A 15,544-nucleotide genomic window follows, 5' to 3' on the forward strand; every position below is an offset into this window, starting at 1 on the left:
GATAGCCTGCACTGCCGACAGCACTGACTTCTGCACCCGGTCCCGAACTATCCGAGCCTCACAGTGCGGTCTAAAATGAGGCTCGGTATACCTTGCGAGTGCCCCATGCCTGCTCCCTTCACTGCTGACGAGATTGCATCCGAGGGTATCAATCCCGAGGAGTACGAGGAAATCGTGCGCCGCCTCGGCCGCCATCCCAATCGGGCCGAACTCGGAATGTTCGGGGTGATGTGGTCCGAGCATTGTTGCTACAAGAACTCGCGCCCGCTGCTGAAGCAGTTCCCCACAACAGGCGATCGCATCTTGGTCGGCCCCGGCGAAAATGCGGGTGTCGTCGATCTCGGCGACGGGCTGAGGCTGGCATTCAAAATCGAGTCACACAACCATCCTTCGGCGATCGAGCCTTACCAAGGAGCCGCAACCGGTGTTGGCGGTATCCTCCGCGACATCTTCACAATGGGAGCGCGACCGATTGCCGTGCTGAACTCGCTGCGATTCGGATCGTTGGCATCGGCGCGATCGCAGCGTATCTTCTCTGGCGTGGTCGCGGGCATAGCCGGCTACGGTAATTCCGTCGGCGTGCCGACAGTGGGCGGGGAAATCTATTTCGACGAAGCTTACTCCGGCAATCCACTCGTAAATGCCATGGCGCTGGGGCTGATGGAAACCCCGGACATCGTCAAGTCGGGTGCATCGGGTATCGGCAATCCGGTTGTCTATGTAGGTTCGACGACGGGACGCGACGGCATGGGCGGCGCGAGCTTCGCCAGCGCGGAATTGAGCGAGGAATCGGAACGCGATCGCCCTGCCGTCCAAGTCGGCGATCCGTTCCTAGAAAAGTCATTGATCGAAGCGTGTCTGGAGGCGTTTAAAACTGGCGCGGTGCTGGCAGCACAGGATATGGGTGCTGCGGGGCTGACCTGTTCGACCGCGGAGATGGCGGCAAAAGGTGGCATTGGCATCGAGCTGGACTTGGATAAAATCCCGGCACGGGAAACGGGGATGGTACCTTACGAGTTTCTGCTCTCGGAATCCCAGGAACGAATGCTGTTCGTGGCTGCAGTCGGTCGCGAAGGGGAACTGATCGAAATTTTCCACCGCTGGGGATTGCACGCTGTCGTCGCGGGACAAACGATCGCCGAGCCGATCGTGCGGATTTTCTTCCAGAACGAGGTGGCTGCCGAAATAGCAGCAGCAGCCCTCGCGGAAGATACACCGATCTACCACCGCGAACTCCTGAACGAGCCGCCGGCTTATGCGCGGCAGGCGTGGGAATGGACGGCAGACGAATTGCCTTCTTGCAACGCGGCGGGAATCGCGATCGCAGATGCAATCTACGCGTGGACGGACGTGTTGCTGCAGTTACTGGATGTGCCGAACCTGGCATCCAAGCAGTGGGTGTACCGCCAGTACGACCATCAGGTGCAGAACAACACCGTGGTATTGCCGGGAGCCGCGGATGCAGCAGTAATTCGACTGCGAGCAGCAGATGCGACGGGCACACCAACCCTTCGAGGGGTTGCGGCAACGGTGGACTGCAACGGACGTTACGTGTATCTCGATCCCTACGAAGGGGCAAAAGCAGCTGTTGCCGAAGCTGCACGCAACCTGAGTTGTGTTGGTGCCGAACCGCTCGCCGTGACAGATAACCTCAATTTCGGCAATCCCGAGACACCCGTAGGGTATTGGCAACTTGCTTCTGCTTGTCGCGGCATTGCCGATGCCTGTCGCGCGCTCGACACCCCGGTGACAGGCGGCAACGTTTCGCTTTACAACGAAACCCTCGACTCTCGGGGTAACCCACAGGCGATCTATCCAACCCCCGTCATCGGGATGGTGGGTGTCGTTGAAGACATAACTCGAACTTGCTCCCAAGGCTGGAAAGCAGCGGATGACTGTATTTATCTCCTCGGTGACAGTACGCCAACTCTCGGTAGCTCCGAGTATCTCACGGTGCTGCACGGCACCGTAGCCGGCCGCCCGCCGCAGGTGGACTGCGATCGCGAACGGACTGTTCAAGCTGCTTGTCGCGAGGGCATCCGACGCAGTTGGGTGCGTTCCGCCCATGACTGCGCGGAAGGCGGCATCGCGATCGCGCTAGCCGAGTGCTGCATTGCAGGCGATCTCGGTGCAGCAGTGACGATCGAGGTAGCCGAGCGCGTCGACGCGGCCCTGTTTGGAGAAGCAGGTGCGCGCATTCTCGTGTCGGTCGCGGCCGGCGATCGTTTGGATTGGGAAGCTTACCTGCAGGAGGTTCTTGGCGATCGCTGGCAGGCAATCGGTACGGTGCAGCCGTCGGATGCCGGGCTGCAAATGAGCGCGGGCAAGGCAGTACTCGTCAACGCAAGTCTGGAGGCGATGCGCGATCGCTGGTCGGCGGCCATTCCCCGCCGTCTCGGTTAAACAATCGCGCTGCGATCGCGCGTTGCGATCGGGGTCGAACCAGTTGGGGTGAGCTCAGAACGCGCTCTTGACCGAGCCGCCGCCGACTCACAGTTCGCAGGTGTGGCAGTAGAGGAGAGCGAACTGACAACGAATACGACTAGCGAAACTAATGCTCCGGACTAGCGAAGCGCGTCAGGTGCGATGTCGGTCTGACGTTCTCGAAGAAGTGTTGCTCGATCCTTAGAAAGGAGCATTTAGAATTAGACACCCTTGCGCTCGGGCTTCCTACTGGTTGATGGAAAAGCCAGCCTTTCCATTGCGGTTAAGCATTACTGCGCGATGCTCTAAAAGCATGTCAACTGCGGAGCCGCTGCATGGCAATGCAGATTACGCCTCGTTGCAAGCCCCCTCGAGCGTCATGTGAGTTGTCACGCAGATCCCTAGTTATCGAGCGCGCCGTTATAGAGCACGTCGATGTCTCCCGAGTCGATATCAATCGCCACAACGCTCTGGTACGAATAAGGAGGCTCGTACGCGAAGGAAGGCTGACTGGTATCGCCCACGTCAGGACGATAGTCGCTCGGATGGTAACCCTTAAAAACAAAGACGATTAGATCCTGTTCCTCGCTAATCGTGAACGGCGACTCAAAGACGTTGCCATGCATGGCGGGTTCGGCGCGGTAGTAACTCAAACCGCCATTGACCCGCTCGGCAGCTTGCCGGGCCAGATTCTTCGCTCGGTTGAGTGCAATGCCATCCAGACCGGCTTTAGTAGTGATGGTCCTGCGATACTGAACCGTTTGGCCCCGAACATAGTCGATAGGAATCACTTCCTCATTGATAGTGACAGTGTCTCCGTCCGGGCTGTTCTGGATGACGGTGCTGTCGCCAGTGGTCGTATCAGTCGGAGCTGGGGCAGCTGATTCGTCCGGGCTGCCTTGGATAATGGTGGTTTCGTCAGCAGTTGCACCGCTGACCTGGGCGATCCACTGCTGGCTGGAATCGGATCGTGCTGGTGGTGCCACCACAAACACAAGCAATTCGGTGGCAAACAGTACCAGTCCAGTTGTACGTCGTATCTGCATGAATTTATATCTCAACTCAATCTGAGCCGATCGCTTTCCTCAAGCAGGCGCGATCGCGAGGTTCCTCAAGCGGCATCACGTCCCAGGTGGAAATGAAGAATCGGGGAACTACAGTAGCTGTAACGCCAGGATTGCCGTCACCACAGGGGGCTGAAATGCTTCGCCGGCAGTGAATCCGCATCTATCCTCCGTCGATCCTTCGCCAGGCACCCGTCCCCATCTCTCGAATCGACTGCCGGTATTGCCTGAGACACTTGCTACAACTCCGGCTCAGGTTAGCACGACTCGGACGCCCTATTTGGATTAGGTGCGCCGACTTTAAAACGTGCACACATCCGATTGCAGTGCAAACGGTCAATCGGTCCCCGCGTGTAGATCCGAGGAGAGCGGCGATCGCTACCAGCTTTTATGCCTAAATCCAAAATCCGCGGCAAATGGTAAACACTTAGTGGGCAAATTCGTTGCCATCGCGGCACGTTCCTGCACGCGCTCGAACTTCAATCCCGTATCCTAAACGTCAAGGAACCCGAAACCGATGTCTTTGAAACGTCGAGAATTCCTACTTTTCCTGGGAGCTGGCGCCAGCACCTACGCGATCGGTTCGCAATTCGGAGTAGATCGCTTCGGAAACGCTGCCGCTGCCGAATCGGGTACACAGTTGGCTGCCGCTGCCGAGCGCATCGGCTTCGAGCCAGTAAAAGTCCCGCTACCACTGGAGTTTGAAGGACTCTCTGCAGCCGAACAGATGCAAGCCTACAGCTCCTTCGAAGTCATCGACGGTCCCGTCATCCCCGATGGGTATACCGCCGATTTCATCGGTGCCTGGGGTGACGTTATCGGCGATTCCCGCTTCGGGTACAACAACGATTTTCTCTCCTTCGTGGAAACCGGACCCGATGAAGGACTCTTGACCATCAACTTCGAATACATCAGCGGTGGCGCGTGGATGCAATCTTACCAACGCGTCCTGGGCAAATCCCTGCCATTCCAAGAAGTTATCGATATCGCTGCCCTTAATGACGGAGAAATAAACGCCTTCGCGCTACCAGACAGCAATCCGCTCAAACAGCAAATCGTCGCGATCGCCAAAGAAGCGTTTACCGATCAAGGCATTGGTGTCGTCTCTGTAGAGCGAAACGCCAACGGCAACTGGGTCCGAACCAACTCCAAGTTCGATCGCCGAATCACCGGCATCAGCGGTCTCGACGACGGTCGTTATCTGCGCGCCACCGGTCCGTCCGTCGCCATCTTCCTAAAGTCCGATAAACTCGGCTACGACGACGGACTCGGCAACCGCATCATCGGTACGTTCCAAAACTGTGCGGGCGGGACTACTCCCTGGGGCACCATCCTCAGCGCCGAAGAAAACTTCCAAGATCAGGTTCACGAGCCGGTTAAAGCCGACGGGTCCGCCTTCGACCCCAGCGAGACGCCTTTCGTCATGACCGCAGGCAGCGTCGACGGTCGTGGAAATGTCTTTGGGTTGTCCGGCAATAAATATGGCTGGATGGTGGAAGTCGATCCCGCCAATGCCAATGACTACGGCGTCAAGCACACTTGGCTCGGACGCTATCGCCACGAAGCCGTGGGGGTTCGCGCTGTTGCCGGCAAACCGCTGGCCGTTTACTCTGGCTGCGATCGCCGCGGCGGCCACCTTTACAAATTCGTCAGCACCGATTGCGTTAAGGACGTTACCGACAAAGCCAACTCCCTTTTAATGGAAGCGGGCATGCTTTACGGTGCCAAGTTCGAAGCCGACGGCACCGGTCGCTGGATCGCCCTCACCCCCGATACGCCCGTCGACCCAGTACTGCCCTCTACCGTCGTTCCGCGCAACGGCACTCCACTCGTGAAGCTGCCCAATCGCGATCGTGCGGCTGGCGGCATCGAGAACACTACTACCGACGACGAGGCGCGCTCGTTCGCCAGGAAGTTTTCCACTCTTGGCGACCTCTATATCGGGAATAATCGTGCCGAGAAGCAGGGTGCGATTCTCATCGACGCTCACTACGCAGCCAGTGCTGCCGGCGTGACCTGCACTGCACGCCCCGAAGACACCGACGTGGCTGCTGACGGCACGCTGTACATCGCGTTCACCTCAGGCTCTCCGGGGGGCGACGGCGGTCCCGACCAACGCATCTTCCAGGGTCCGAACGGCGAAACGCCTTACGAGTTCGGCTGGATTATGAAGCTCCAGGAAGACGGCAATGACCCTGCTTCCGTAACCTTCCGCTGGGAGATGTTCGCCCTCGGCGGCACGCCTGCTGAAGGCGGGCTGGGTTTCTCCAACCCAGACAACTTGGAAATCGATCGCAACGGCAACCTCTGGATGGTCACGGATATGTCTACCAGCAAGCACAACAGCACTCAAGACCCCCGTGGCGTATTCGGCAACAACTCCGTCTGGTTTATTCCCACCTCCGGACCTGAAGCCGGACAGGCCTTCCCGTTCGCGATCGGACCGATGGAATGCGAGGTCTGCGGCCCCACCCTCACTCGGGACTCCACGACACTATTCCTAGCCTTTCAGCATCCGGGCGAGCGCAACGGCATCCGCAAAGACATGGCTGCCACAACCCTAGAGATTAAGATGCAGACCACTAACGGGCAAGACTTTGTCCAAGCACGCGTGGTGCCTACCGGCTCGAACTGGCCCGGCAAACAGCCTAACGATCCGCCCCGTCCTGGGGTTATCGCTGTGCGTCGCATCGATGGCAATCCCTTATCCTCCCTTACATAAGAGCGCATCCGCATCAATATTGGGGACCATCTGTTCGGGCAAACGCACAATGGTTTCCGATCCACAACCGAATTAGGATTTCAGCGATCTGAAGTGCTTGAACTTAGCTCGCTCTCTCAACAAGCCTCGATCGAGGCGCGCTTATTGCGAAAATTGAGCTGAGTTTCCGAGCAAGCGTTTGCCCTTTTCTCCTGTTTGATGCCATGACGGGGTAACACCGTGCGGGTGCTGCCCCGTTTGCGCTGCTGGGTCCTTGCTGTAATAAGCAAATCCCAACCCCTCCGATGTGCTGGATTAGAAAAAGCAATGTCCTTACCGCCTGGAGATCTTGGCAGCCTAATGGATTTTTGCTGTAGAATCGTTTGCGTAAAACGCAACTATAAGGTGGATCGTCTCGTCATCGAGCATGAGGGGAGTAAAACTACTTCCTCCCACCCCAAAGGCGATGTACAATTCTGTGTGTGGACCTTTCCATATCAAGGTGTGAGGCTTGAAAGTCATGTCTAAAGCATTCTGGAACATTTTCAAAGCCGCTCCAGCGGTAGTAGGTGCCTCGCTGTTGGCTGCCAATGGCGCGATGGCTTCTGAGGCAGTCGCTCAGAGTAACAGCGACGTACTCGACCAGATCAATACCTATGGTCAAGGTGGTGCTTCTGTCGACCAGATCAATAGCGTTTTCCAGTTGAGCGATGTTTCTCCGGGAGACTGGGAATTTGAGGCTCTTCGCAGCTTGGTCGAGCGCTACGGTTGTATCGTCGGCTACCCCGATGGCACTTTCCGTCGCAACCAAGCCCTGAAGCGCTCCGAGTTCGCTGCCGGTCTGAATGCTTGCTTGCAGCAAATCGAGCGCCTGATTGCAGCTCAGACTGCTGATTTCCTGCGTAAAGAAGACTTGGAAGCGCTCCAACGCTTGATGGCTGAGTTCGAAGCCGAGCTTGCGGCTCTGGGCACCCGCGTCGACGGTTTGGAAGCTCGCGTAACCTTCCTGGAAGAGCACCAGTTTTCCACCACCACCAAGTTGAACGGTGAAGTCCTCTTCGTTCTGGCTGAAGCTTTCGGCGACTTTGCCGACGGCAGCGGCGACAACGCTGACGATACCCAAGCCACCATCGGCTACCGGGTTCGTTTGAACTTCGACACCAGCTTCACGGGCACGGACCGCTTGCGGACTCGCTTGGAAGCTCGCGAAGTCGATGGTACCGACGCGGGCGACACGGGAACCGACATGACCCGACTGAACCTGCGCGGCTCGACCGGCGACAACAACATCGAGCTAAACCTCTTGGCGTATCGCTTCCCGGTTGGTGACAACCTGACCTTCCACGTCGCGCCCGTGGGTTACGACATTGATGATGTCTTCGATCCCAACAACCCGCTGGCAAGCAGCGGTGGCGGCGCATTGGCTCGCTTCTTCGACCGCAACCCGCTCACCCTGCGTTCTGCAGCTGCCGACGTTGGTTTTGGTGCAAACTTCGATGTTAACGACGACATCCGCATCGACGTAGGTTACTGGACGGATGAAGGTCGCGACCCCGACGAAGGAGCCGGCCTGTTCGATGGCAACTACAGCGCCGGTGTTCAAGGTAGCGTGGACCTCGGTTCTGAAGACCGTGCCACCATCTCGCTGAACTACGTTCGTAAGTACTTCGGCGAAGGCGACACCAACATCTCTAGCAGCACGGGTAGCGAGCTCTCTACCGAGCCATTCGGCGATGCTGCAACGACCTCCGACAACTTCGGTTTGCAGTTCTCGTTTGACGCGAGCGATCGCCTGATCTTCGGCGGCTTCTTTGGCTACGGGTTTGTTAACAACCGCCAAGACGATCCGTTTGGCTCCTTGACCGGCGGCGTGCCGATCAGCGATGACGACAGTGCCGAGGTCATTACGGGCAGCGCCAACATTTCCTACCTCGACCTCTTTAAGGAAGGAAGCATCTTGAGCCTGGCTGCTGGCGTCCCGCCCAAGGTCATCAACAACGATGCAGGCGAACTAGAAGAAAACGATGGTACCTCCATTCTCGTTGAGGCTGCCTACCGTTTCCCGGTTAACGACAACATCGAGCTGACTCCTGGCGCATACGTCGTTATCAACCCCGAGCACAACAGCGACAACGACCCGATCGTGGTCGGTGTGGTCCGCACCCGCTTCCGCTTCTAAGTTAGAGGCTGCGGTTTTCGGTCCGACCGGGCCGATTTGAACTTCAAAGGCGAGGGAGCCATTGCTCCTTCGCCTTTTCTCATGCGGAACATTTTTAGGTGAAGGTATATAAGTAGCGCGATCTCCAGCACCCACGCTTTTCCAGATCGCAAAGATCCAGTTCGCCCAGATATACTAGCCGACGAACAACTTCGGATATTTCAGGATGGAAATGACCGTGCATCAGGACTTCCATCCTAAAGCTTTTCCAAAAGCTACCTTGCTGACATGCAATAGACTTGCCCGCCTCAGGCAGCAACATGTTGCAGCCACCATCTCCTCGCATCTTCAGTCGGTAAGAATGCTTAAAAAACGGTACTAGCTAACGGTGAGACTAACTACAAACAACTCAATACATCCGAAACCAGAGCTTGGGACGACACTTTACTAATGTTTAATCGTCAATCACAGCGAAGTACTCGACGCAAAGAAAGCTACAGCTACCAGTGCCCCTAGCAACTCCGCCGCCGGGGCGATGCAATAGGTAGCAAGGGGAAGTTAATGTGCTCGTGAAACCGGGCGATCGGTTTGCGGTCGTCCATTGCTGTAATGGGAGAACGATTCGTGGTTGGTTTTCTAATAGGTGCCGTCGTAACAGCAATCGCACTGTTGATTATTTCCAAGGTCCGCCCGATCGGTGTCGAGATCGACAGTCCAATTAAGGCCCTGATCGGCGGAGCAGTTATCGGCGCGCTCAGCAATCTTTGGGATTTTTTGCCGTCAGGACTCCGCTCGCTGGCAGCGGTGCTGAGCCTGGGGCTGGTCCCCTTATTCGTAAGCATTATCATCTTTGGATTGGCTGCTTGGGCAGTTGAAGGCTTCCGCCTTCGCCACGGTATTTGGAGTGCGGTCCTCGGAGCGTTTTCGTTGGCGATTGTGAACTCGGTCTTGACGCTTATCTTGCGACAATTCGGTCTCGTGTCGGCTGACTAAGCATTGCGCAGAGAAACCAGCCATCTTTCATCGAGTTCGATAGGTCAATAGGTCTAGCGATGACTTTTCGCATCCATACATTCCGCTACCGCCCGCGACCCCCGTTGCTTGTGGCATGAATTTTGATATGGACTGCGGAACCGCGGGCAACGATCGCGCTGAAAATTTAAAACGCGATCGTTGTCAGTTCTCGGCAAAGACCGCAGGGAAGTGTCAGGCTTGCTCCGCCGTAAACCGCACGATAATCCAGATACACGATTGCGGGGCTGCATGTCGCTCGCGCTGACCCGCCTGTTCGAAACGTGAATCGGTTTGTCTCGCCTGTTATGGGGCGCTTCGATGTCCACGGCAACGTAAGGAGTTTAGTCGTAATCGAGGAGACAAATAATGGCTAGAAGGTCTGCTTATCGGCTCGCATGACCAACCCCTACTCGGATGCGTCCGCCGCATCACCCTTGGAGATACGCGAGAAACGACCGGGTTGTCGCCTCTTGACGACCCAAGTGGCAGACTCAGTCGGTGAGGTTGCCAGCAGCAATCGCTGGCGAGCTAGTCGGTGGCGATGGAATAACTGCGCGTCCAAGTGCAAATCTTACTTCTGAGGGCAGCCGCTCGTACGGTACCAATGCTCCCTGATATACTTTCTAATCGCGATCGTAAAGTCGATGGCTGCCCGGGTAGGAGCGAATTTGCAACGTCGCTAGCAGTGAGACTGACTTGCCGCCCAACAGCATCGGCAAAGCTAGTGGTGCCGAACCGGGATGGAATAAACACTTGCAGAAAAGTCAGTAACAAATCCTCACAGCTCTTATCGGCGACAGGGAATTGCGTCGGATAGGGGTTTGGCTAGGGTGGGTAGTTGGGGTTCGGGAAAACGGAACTCGCTCATTATGTCATCAAGTGCGAGCTGAACAGATCTGTGAATCCCAACCGCTGGGGAAGAACTCGGGCCCATTGCATCTGTGAAGTTCTTAGTCGTGCAGCGAGGCGCTCTGGTATGAAGCAAGACTGGCTGATTGCTTCTCAAGCAGGACCGATGCCCTTATCCTGACCGATGTAACCGCAGCCCGCTCGCAGCTGCCACCGTTACCGAAATAATTTCGGCGTCAAGAAACTAGAACGGCATCCGGAGCAAGACCCTGTTAGTCAAGCGAACCCTCAACCGCTGCATTGAACCCGTACACCTCTCTTCGGCCCGAATAAGCTACCAATCCGACCTCGCGCTCGTCTCCCGGCTCGAAGCGGACTGCTGTCCCTGCCGGAATATCCAACCGCATACCTCTAGCACGAACGCGGTCGAACTGAAGCGCAGAATTGGCTTCGAAAAAATGAAAATGTGAGCCGACTTGAATCGGGCGATCGCCCGTGTTTGCAACACTCAAGCGCGTGGTATCTCGCCCGGCATTGAGCTCGATCTCGCCCTCAGCTGGTATTAATTCACCCGGTGTCACAGTAAAACCTCTAATTGACCGAATTGACAGTCCAAACAATCGTCCCTTGTTCAACCCACCGCTCTAAATCTGTTGGTGCGGCAGCACCGCAAGGTTTTTGACAACTTTGGAAGGCTAGGCTGCCGATAGAAAGGGTCTTCGGAACAGATTTTTTAATAGCACAGAAGGGCTAATCGCAAGAGAGCTTGGTTTGTAAGGGAACGATTTGTAAAGGACCGCCAGGATAACCCTGGCGGTCCCTCTTCCTCTTTTGCAAGTATGAAAAACCCTAGAATTAGGTTTTCTATCGATCGCGAGGCAAGTCGGGCCTTATACGGCAGAGCCAAGACCTGCATATGCGCCGTAGAAGAATATCGCCAGTAGGGCTAGCACGCCCATACCAGCAACTAAACCCACGATCCAAATCGGAATGCGTCCGCCACTCATTTCTCTACTCCTTAGAAACAGCAAACTCGAAGAAACTCACGCACAGATCGCCCATCGGACAGACGAGCTAGTAAAAACTTAAGGCTTCAGGTCAAGCAAAGCCCAACAGCCTAGTTGAAGAAGTAGCTGGAGAATAGGATGCCCAGCACGAACACCAGCAACAACCCGAGGAAGAGTGACGTTCGGTTCAGTTCGACGGGTTGCTTGTTCGGATTATTTTTCCGTTCCATTGACATCTTGGAAACTCCTAGCGCTGAATGAACTGCATTGCCGCGATCGCGCCCAAAAAGAACACGCTCGGCACGGCCAGCGTATGAACGGCCAGCCAACGCACTGTAAAAATGGGATAACTGACGGGTTGATTTGGGGAGTTAGCCATTGAGAAAATCTCCTTTTTCTATGCCTTAGCTTTCGCCTTACTTGTCAAATGTGCCAATTTGTTGGCGCGCTTCGAAACGATCTGAAACAATCGGTATTTCTTGGCGTTCCTGCGTAAAATACTCGTCTGGGCGAGGCGTACCGAAGGCATCATATGCCAGTCCAGTACTGACAAATAGCCAGCCCGCAATGAACAGCATCGGGATCGTGATGCTGTGGATCACCCAGTAACGAATGCTAGTAACGATATCGCCAAACGGACGCTCGCCAGTGGAACCGGACATCTCACAACTCCTGAACAAAAAACACGGGATCAACTAACATGATAAAGATTTTGTTACAGCTCGCAAGGGCGCCTGCAACCTTCATCCAGCTTCCGCAACGGATTCGACCGCGGAGTCGTACTTGAGCAAAACGCCATCGTTGCCAAGAATGAAGCCGCGGTCGGGATTGAGGAAAACAATGCGATATAGATTGGCGGGTGTGTTCTCGATTGCGCGGTCTTTTTGCCACGTCTGACCGCCGTCAAAACTGGCAAGCAAGTTCCCACTGCCGCCTGCAACCCAGACTTCCTCCGGGGTCCGGTAAGCAACGTCGAGCAGTCCCCAGCTCGTCGATAGTTCGGGATACAGCGGGTCCTCCCAACTATCGGGATCGTCAGACGCCGTGAACTGAATCTGACCGCCCCGCGCCAGCATCCACAGGCGACCGTCCAGGCCGAACCCCATTGCCTGGACACGCCGCGAACTATTGCGTTCGTGCGGTTCCCAGGCCTCCATACCAGGCTCCCAAGTCGAGTAAAAGTTTCCGCGTGCCGACACTGCCACATAGCGACCGTCGTCCGAGCGGGCAATCGTTCGGGCAACGCCAACTGCTTCTTGAACCTGTGCTTGCCACGTGCGACCGCCGTCATCGGTTTGGTAAATAGCGCCGATGTCCGTCGCCATCTCTGTCGAGTTCGGTCCGAGCGCCTTGACGGATACAGGCACGCCGGGAAGCTTCTCGCTGAGACGGACGCGCTCCCAGGTGTCGCCGCTGTCGGTCGTATGCAGCAATAGCGAAGGTTGACCGGCGATCCAACCCTCACTACCGGCGAAGCTAACGCTCGTGAGCTTGAGCTTGGGATCCAAGCCGAGGTCGCGTTCCTGCCAATCAGTCCCGCCATCGTGTGTTTCCAAGATCGTCGCGCGGTTGCCAACAATCCAGCCGCGCTCTCCATCGCCCGAAAAGCCGATGTCGAGAAGCGTTGCATCGGTTGGCAGCACTGTCGGCGTCCAAGGATTGAGTTGTGTGGACGGAACGCTACTGCATCCGAAGCAAACCAGGGCAACTGCCAGTAGCAAGGCGACTGGCTTGAACTTGTCGAACAAGGCGCTCATCAGTTTCCTCAGTCAATCCAAATAACGCAATGACATTCTCGACCTAGAAGCAGACATAGCAGTGAGGGTCGAGATAGACCGGTTACACGAGATAACTACTCGCGCTACCGCAAACTATAAAGGCTCATAAATGCTAAAAAAGCCAGCACCAACCCGCCAAAAATGAGCGCGTTCTTCTGCCCGGGCGTCAGCTGGTTTACACCAAGCCCGTAGTTCAGGTTGGAAGCGAACCCCGATGGCGCGCCAGCCGCTCCGATGTTGCTGAACTTCGTCTGGCGGGCACCACATACCGGGCAACGCCAGTCGAACGGCAAGTCTTCAAAAGACGTGCCAGCCGGAATATTGCGGTTGCTGTCGCCCTTATTGGGCTCGTAAACATAGCCGCAACTACGACACTCGAAGCGGGCGGGGGCAAGTTCGGCTAGCGTCAGCTCTTCCTGCGAGTTCTGCGACTCAGCTGGTGAAGGTTGCGGCTCGTTCATGGCGCTGGCTCGGGCATTACTGAGAGCGATCGTTACAAATTATCGCACATTGTGAATGCCACACGACGAACCGTTACATCATTAGCATTCGCAACCATCGGCCGCACAATCCCGAGCCGAATGCTTAGCATTGTAGGGAAGTAATACAAGGCGATCGCCGACGGGAGGGTTGCAAATCTGCCAGTCGAGCGTGGAGCAGGCAACAGCAACCCTATAATGTTGACTTGTAAAGAAGTGCTACAACCGGTGGCGCATAGCGAGGGAGAGAGGAAGCGACGTGTTTGTTCTCGGCGGCTACGAGTATTTCCTGGGTTTTTTAATCCTGTGTAGCTTGATTCCGGCTTTGGGATTGCTGGCGTCGAAGCTACTGCGTCCGCGCGACGGCGGTCCGGAACGACGCACGAGCTACGAGTCCGGGATGGAGCCGATCGGGGGCGCGTGGATTCAGTTCAACATCCGTTACTACATGTTTGCCCTCGTATTCGTGGTGTTTGACGTCGAGACAGTGTTTCTCTACCCCTGGGCAGTGGCGTTCCACCAACTGGGGCTACTGGCCTTTGTTGAGGCGTTAATCTTTATCGCAATTCTCATCGTGGCGTTGGCGTATGCATGGCGAAAAGGAGCCCTGGAGTGGTCATGACTTCCAACATTGCAGCAGAGCAAACAGCTTACGAGCAGCAGCAGCGAGACAAGCTGCTCAATCCTGCCAGTCGGACTCAGGTGACGAAAGACCTCTCGGAAAACGTCATCTTGACGACGGTAGACGACCTTTATAACTGGGCGCGCCTCTCGAGCTTGTGGCCGATGCTTTACGGCACGGCGTGTTGCTTTATTGAGTTCGCCGCGCTGATCGGTTCGCGCTTTGACTTCGATCGCTTCGGTTTGGTCCCGCGATCGAGCCCCCGCCAGTCCGATTTGATCATTACGGCTGGCACGATCAATATGAAGATGGCACCGGCTTTGGTCCGACTCTATGAAGAGATGACCGAGCCGAAATACGTTATAGCCATGGGTGCCTGCACGATTACCGGCGGCATGTTCAGCGCGGATTCGACGACGACCGTTAAAGGTGTTGACAAGCTGATTCCTGTAGACGTCTATATTCCTGGCTGCCCGCCGCGTCCTGAAGCGATCGTTGACGCGATTGTCAAGTTGCGCAAGAAGGTGGCTAACGAGTCGATGCAAGAGCGCGTAATGTTGCAGCAAACGCACCGCTATTACAGCACGACTCACAAGATGAAGATGGTCGAGTCGATTCACGATGGCGTTTATCTACGTGCGGAAAACCGCCAAGCAGGGGCGCGCGAGCTGGCAGCCGGAGCTGACATGCCGCTACCGCAAGTACTGCAGCAACAACAACCCTTAGGAGAGACAGTCGATGGCTGAAGCAGAAAACCAGCAGCCAACCGGTGAGAACCCAAGCGCCGGCCGGCTTGTTGAAGTCGGTCCTGTGTCGCGTTGGCTCCAGGAAAACGGTTTTGAAGACCAGCAACCTTTGGAGCCAGATCATCTGAGTGTTGAAACCATTCGCGTTGCACCGGAGTATCTGTTGCCGATCGCGTCGGCACTGTATGCTTACGGCTTCAATTACTTGCAGTGCCAAGGCGGCTTCGATCTCGGTCCGGGCAAGGAACTGGTGAGCTTTTACCATCTAATCAAGCTCGACGACAATGCCGATTGCCCGGATGAAGTGCGGCTGAAGGTTTACTTGCCACGTGAGGATCCGCGGCTGCCGTCCGTATATGACCTTTGGAAAGCTGCGGATTGGCAAGAGCGCGAAACCTACGACATGTACGGCATCGTGTTTGAGGGGCATCCCGGTCTCAAGCGCATTCTCATGAACGAAGACTGGGTGGGCTGGCCGCTGCGGAAGGATTACGTATCGCCAGATTTCTACGAGCTGCAACATGCTTACTAGAATTCTGCAGGTACGGCCTTAATCAACAAATTTTGCATCTAACTGCCGCTCGTCTCTGGAGAATGTTTGGGTGACTTATTCGCCCCCACCTTGGACGTTGCGCGGTCGCTTTGCGATGGCGCTACAACCGCTGGCGATTTCCTGCGTGCGGGCGGCGATTCCACCCGAGC

At 56.1% G+C, this 15,544-nt stretch carries 15 protein-coding genes; 7 read left to right on the forward strand and 8 right to left on the reverse strand.

Annotated elements, in window-relative coordinates:
• Window positions 1-105 precede the first annotated feature (105 nt).
• Window positions 106-2,403 (forward strand): phosphoribosylformylglycinamidine synthase subunit PurL, encoded by a 2,298-nt coding sequence (gene purL / locus KR51_RS12965; RefSeq protein WP_022608434.1) that lies wholly within the window; start codon window positions 106-108, stop codon window positions 2,401-2,403.
• A 422-nt stretch (window positions 2,404-2,825) separates the two neighbouring features.
• Here purL and KR51_RS17640 read toward each other — a convergent pair whose 3' ends face one another.
• Window positions 2,826-3,470 carry a hypothetical protein gene (locus tag KR51_RS17640; RefSeq protein WP_022608436.1) on the reverse strand — a complete coding sequence of 215 codons (645 nt, stop codon included), beginning with the start codon at window positions 3,468-3,470 and terminating at the stop codon, window positions 2,826-2,828.
• A gap of 535 nt (window positions 3,471-4,005) precedes the next feature.
• Here KR51_RS17640 and KR51_RS12975 point away from each other — a divergent pair.
• The 3 genes from KR51_RS12975 (at window position 4,006) to KR51_RS12985 (ending at window position 9,340) form a co-directional block, all read left to right on the forward strand.
• Entirely contained in the window at window positions 4,006-6,210 is a 2,205-nt protein-coding gene (locus tag KR51_RS12975; RefSeq protein ID WP_022608438.1) for a PhoX family protein, read from the forward strand.
• Between the two features lie 499 nt (window positions 6,211-6,709).
• Window positions 6,710-8,368, forward strand: a complete 1,659-nt coding sequence (locus tag KR51_RS12980; RefSeq protein WP_022608440.1) for an iron uptake porin — start codon at window positions 6,710-6,712, stop codon at window positions 8,366-8,368.
• A gap of 603 nt (window positions 8,369-8,971) precedes the next feature.
• A complete protein-coding gene (locus tag KR51_RS12985) occupies window positions 8,972-9,340 on the forward strand; it encodes a phage holin family protein (protein WP_022608444.1) in 369 nt (122 codons plus the stop codon).
• A 1,142-nt stretch (window positions 9,341-10,482) separates the two neighbouring features.
• On the opposite strand, the gene KR51_RS12990 is transcribed toward KR51_RS12985, so the two are convergent.
• From KR51_RS12990 to KR51_RS13015, 7 genes are all read right to left on the reverse strand, one after another.
• Window positions 10,483-10,791 (reverse strand): urease subunit beta, encoded by a 309-nt coding sequence (locus KR51_RS12990; protein ID WP_022608446.1) that lies wholly within the window; start codon window positions 10,789-10,791, stop codon window positions 10,483-10,485.
• A gap of 309 nt (window positions 10,792-11,100) precedes the next feature.
• Window positions 11,101-11,217 (reverse strand): photosystem II reaction center protein J, encoded by a 117-nt coding sequence (locus tag KR51_RS18415; protein WP_022608448.1) that lies wholly within the window; start codon window positions 11,215-11,217, stop codon window positions 11,101-11,103.
• A gap of 110 nt (window positions 11,218-11,327) precedes the next feature.
• Window positions 11,328-11,447 (reverse strand): photosystem II reaction center protein L, encoded by a 120-nt coding sequence (locus KR51_RS12995; RefSeq protein ID WP_198016784.1) that lies wholly within the window; start codon window positions 11,445-11,447, stop codon window positions 11,328-11,330.
• Window positions 11,448-11,464: 17 nt separating this feature from the next.
• Window positions 11,465-11,596 carry a cytochrome b559 subunit beta gene (gene psbF, locus KR51_RS13000; RefSeq protein WP_022608451.1) on the reverse strand — a complete coding sequence of 44 codons (132 nt, stop codon included), beginning with the start codon at window positions 11,594-11,596 and terminating at the stop codon, window positions 11,465-11,467.
• A 37-nt stretch (window positions 11,597-11,633) separates the two neighbouring features.
• Window positions 11,634-11,879, reverse strand: a complete 246-nt coding sequence (gene psbE, locus KR51_RS13005; RefSeq protein ID WP_022608452.1) for a cytochrome b559 subunit alpha — start codon at window positions 11,877-11,879, stop codon at window positions 11,634-11,636.
• Window positions 11,880-11,960: 81 nt separating this feature from the next.
• A complete protein-coding gene (locus tag KR51_RS13010; protein WP_022608453.1) occupies window positions 11,961-12,974 on the reverse strand; it encodes a photosynthesis system II assembly factor Ycf48 in 1,014 nt (337 codons plus the stop codon).
• A gap of 104 nt (window positions 12,975-13,078) precedes the next feature.
• On the reverse strand, window positions 13,079-13,456 hold the full coding sequence (locus KR51_RS13015) for a rubredoxin (RefSeq protein ID WP_022608454.1): 378 nt from the start codon (window positions 13,454-13,456) through the stop codon (window positions 13,079-13,081).
• 277 nt (window positions 13,457-13,733) lie between these two features.
• Here KR51_RS13015 and ndhC point away from each other — a divergent pair, with 277 nt between their 5' ends.
• Genes ndhC through KR51_RS13030 form a run of 3 tightly spaced genes read left to right on the forward strand, consistent with a single transcriptional unit; the run spans window position 13,734 to window position 15,374 of the window.
• Window positions 13,734-14,096 carry a photosynthetic/respiratory NAD(P)H-quinone oxidoreductase subunit C gene (gene ndhC / locus KR51_RS13020; RefSeq protein ID WP_022608455.1) on the forward strand — a complete coding sequence of 121 codons (363 nt, stop codon included), beginning with the start codon at window positions 13,734-13,736 and terminating at the stop codon, window positions 14,094-14,096.
• On the forward strand, window positions 14,093-14,842 hold the full coding sequence (locus tag KR51_RS13025; RefSeq protein ID WP_022608456.1) for an NADH dehydrogenase subunit K: 750 nt from the start codon (window positions 14,093-14,095) through the stop codon (window positions 14,840-14,842). The genes ndhC and KR51_RS13025 overlap by 4 nt, the downstream gene beginning before the upstream one ends.
• Window positions 14,835-15,374 (forward strand): NAD(P)H-quinone oxidoreductase subunit J, encoded by a 540-nt coding sequence (locus KR51_RS13030; RefSeq protein WP_022608457.1) that lies wholly within the window; start codon window positions 14,835-14,837, stop codon window positions 15,372-15,374. Before KR51_RS13025 ends, KR51_RS13030 begins: the two co-directional genes overlap by 8 nt.
• The last annotated feature ends 170 nt before the right edge of the window (window positions 15,375-15,544 follow it).

The organism is Rubidibacter lacunae KORDI 51-2 (assembly GCF_000473895.1).
Taxonomy (GTDB): domain Bacteria; phylum Cyanobacteriota; class Cyanobacteriia; order Cyanobacteriales; family Rubidibacteraceae; genus Rubidibacter; species Rubidibacter lacunae.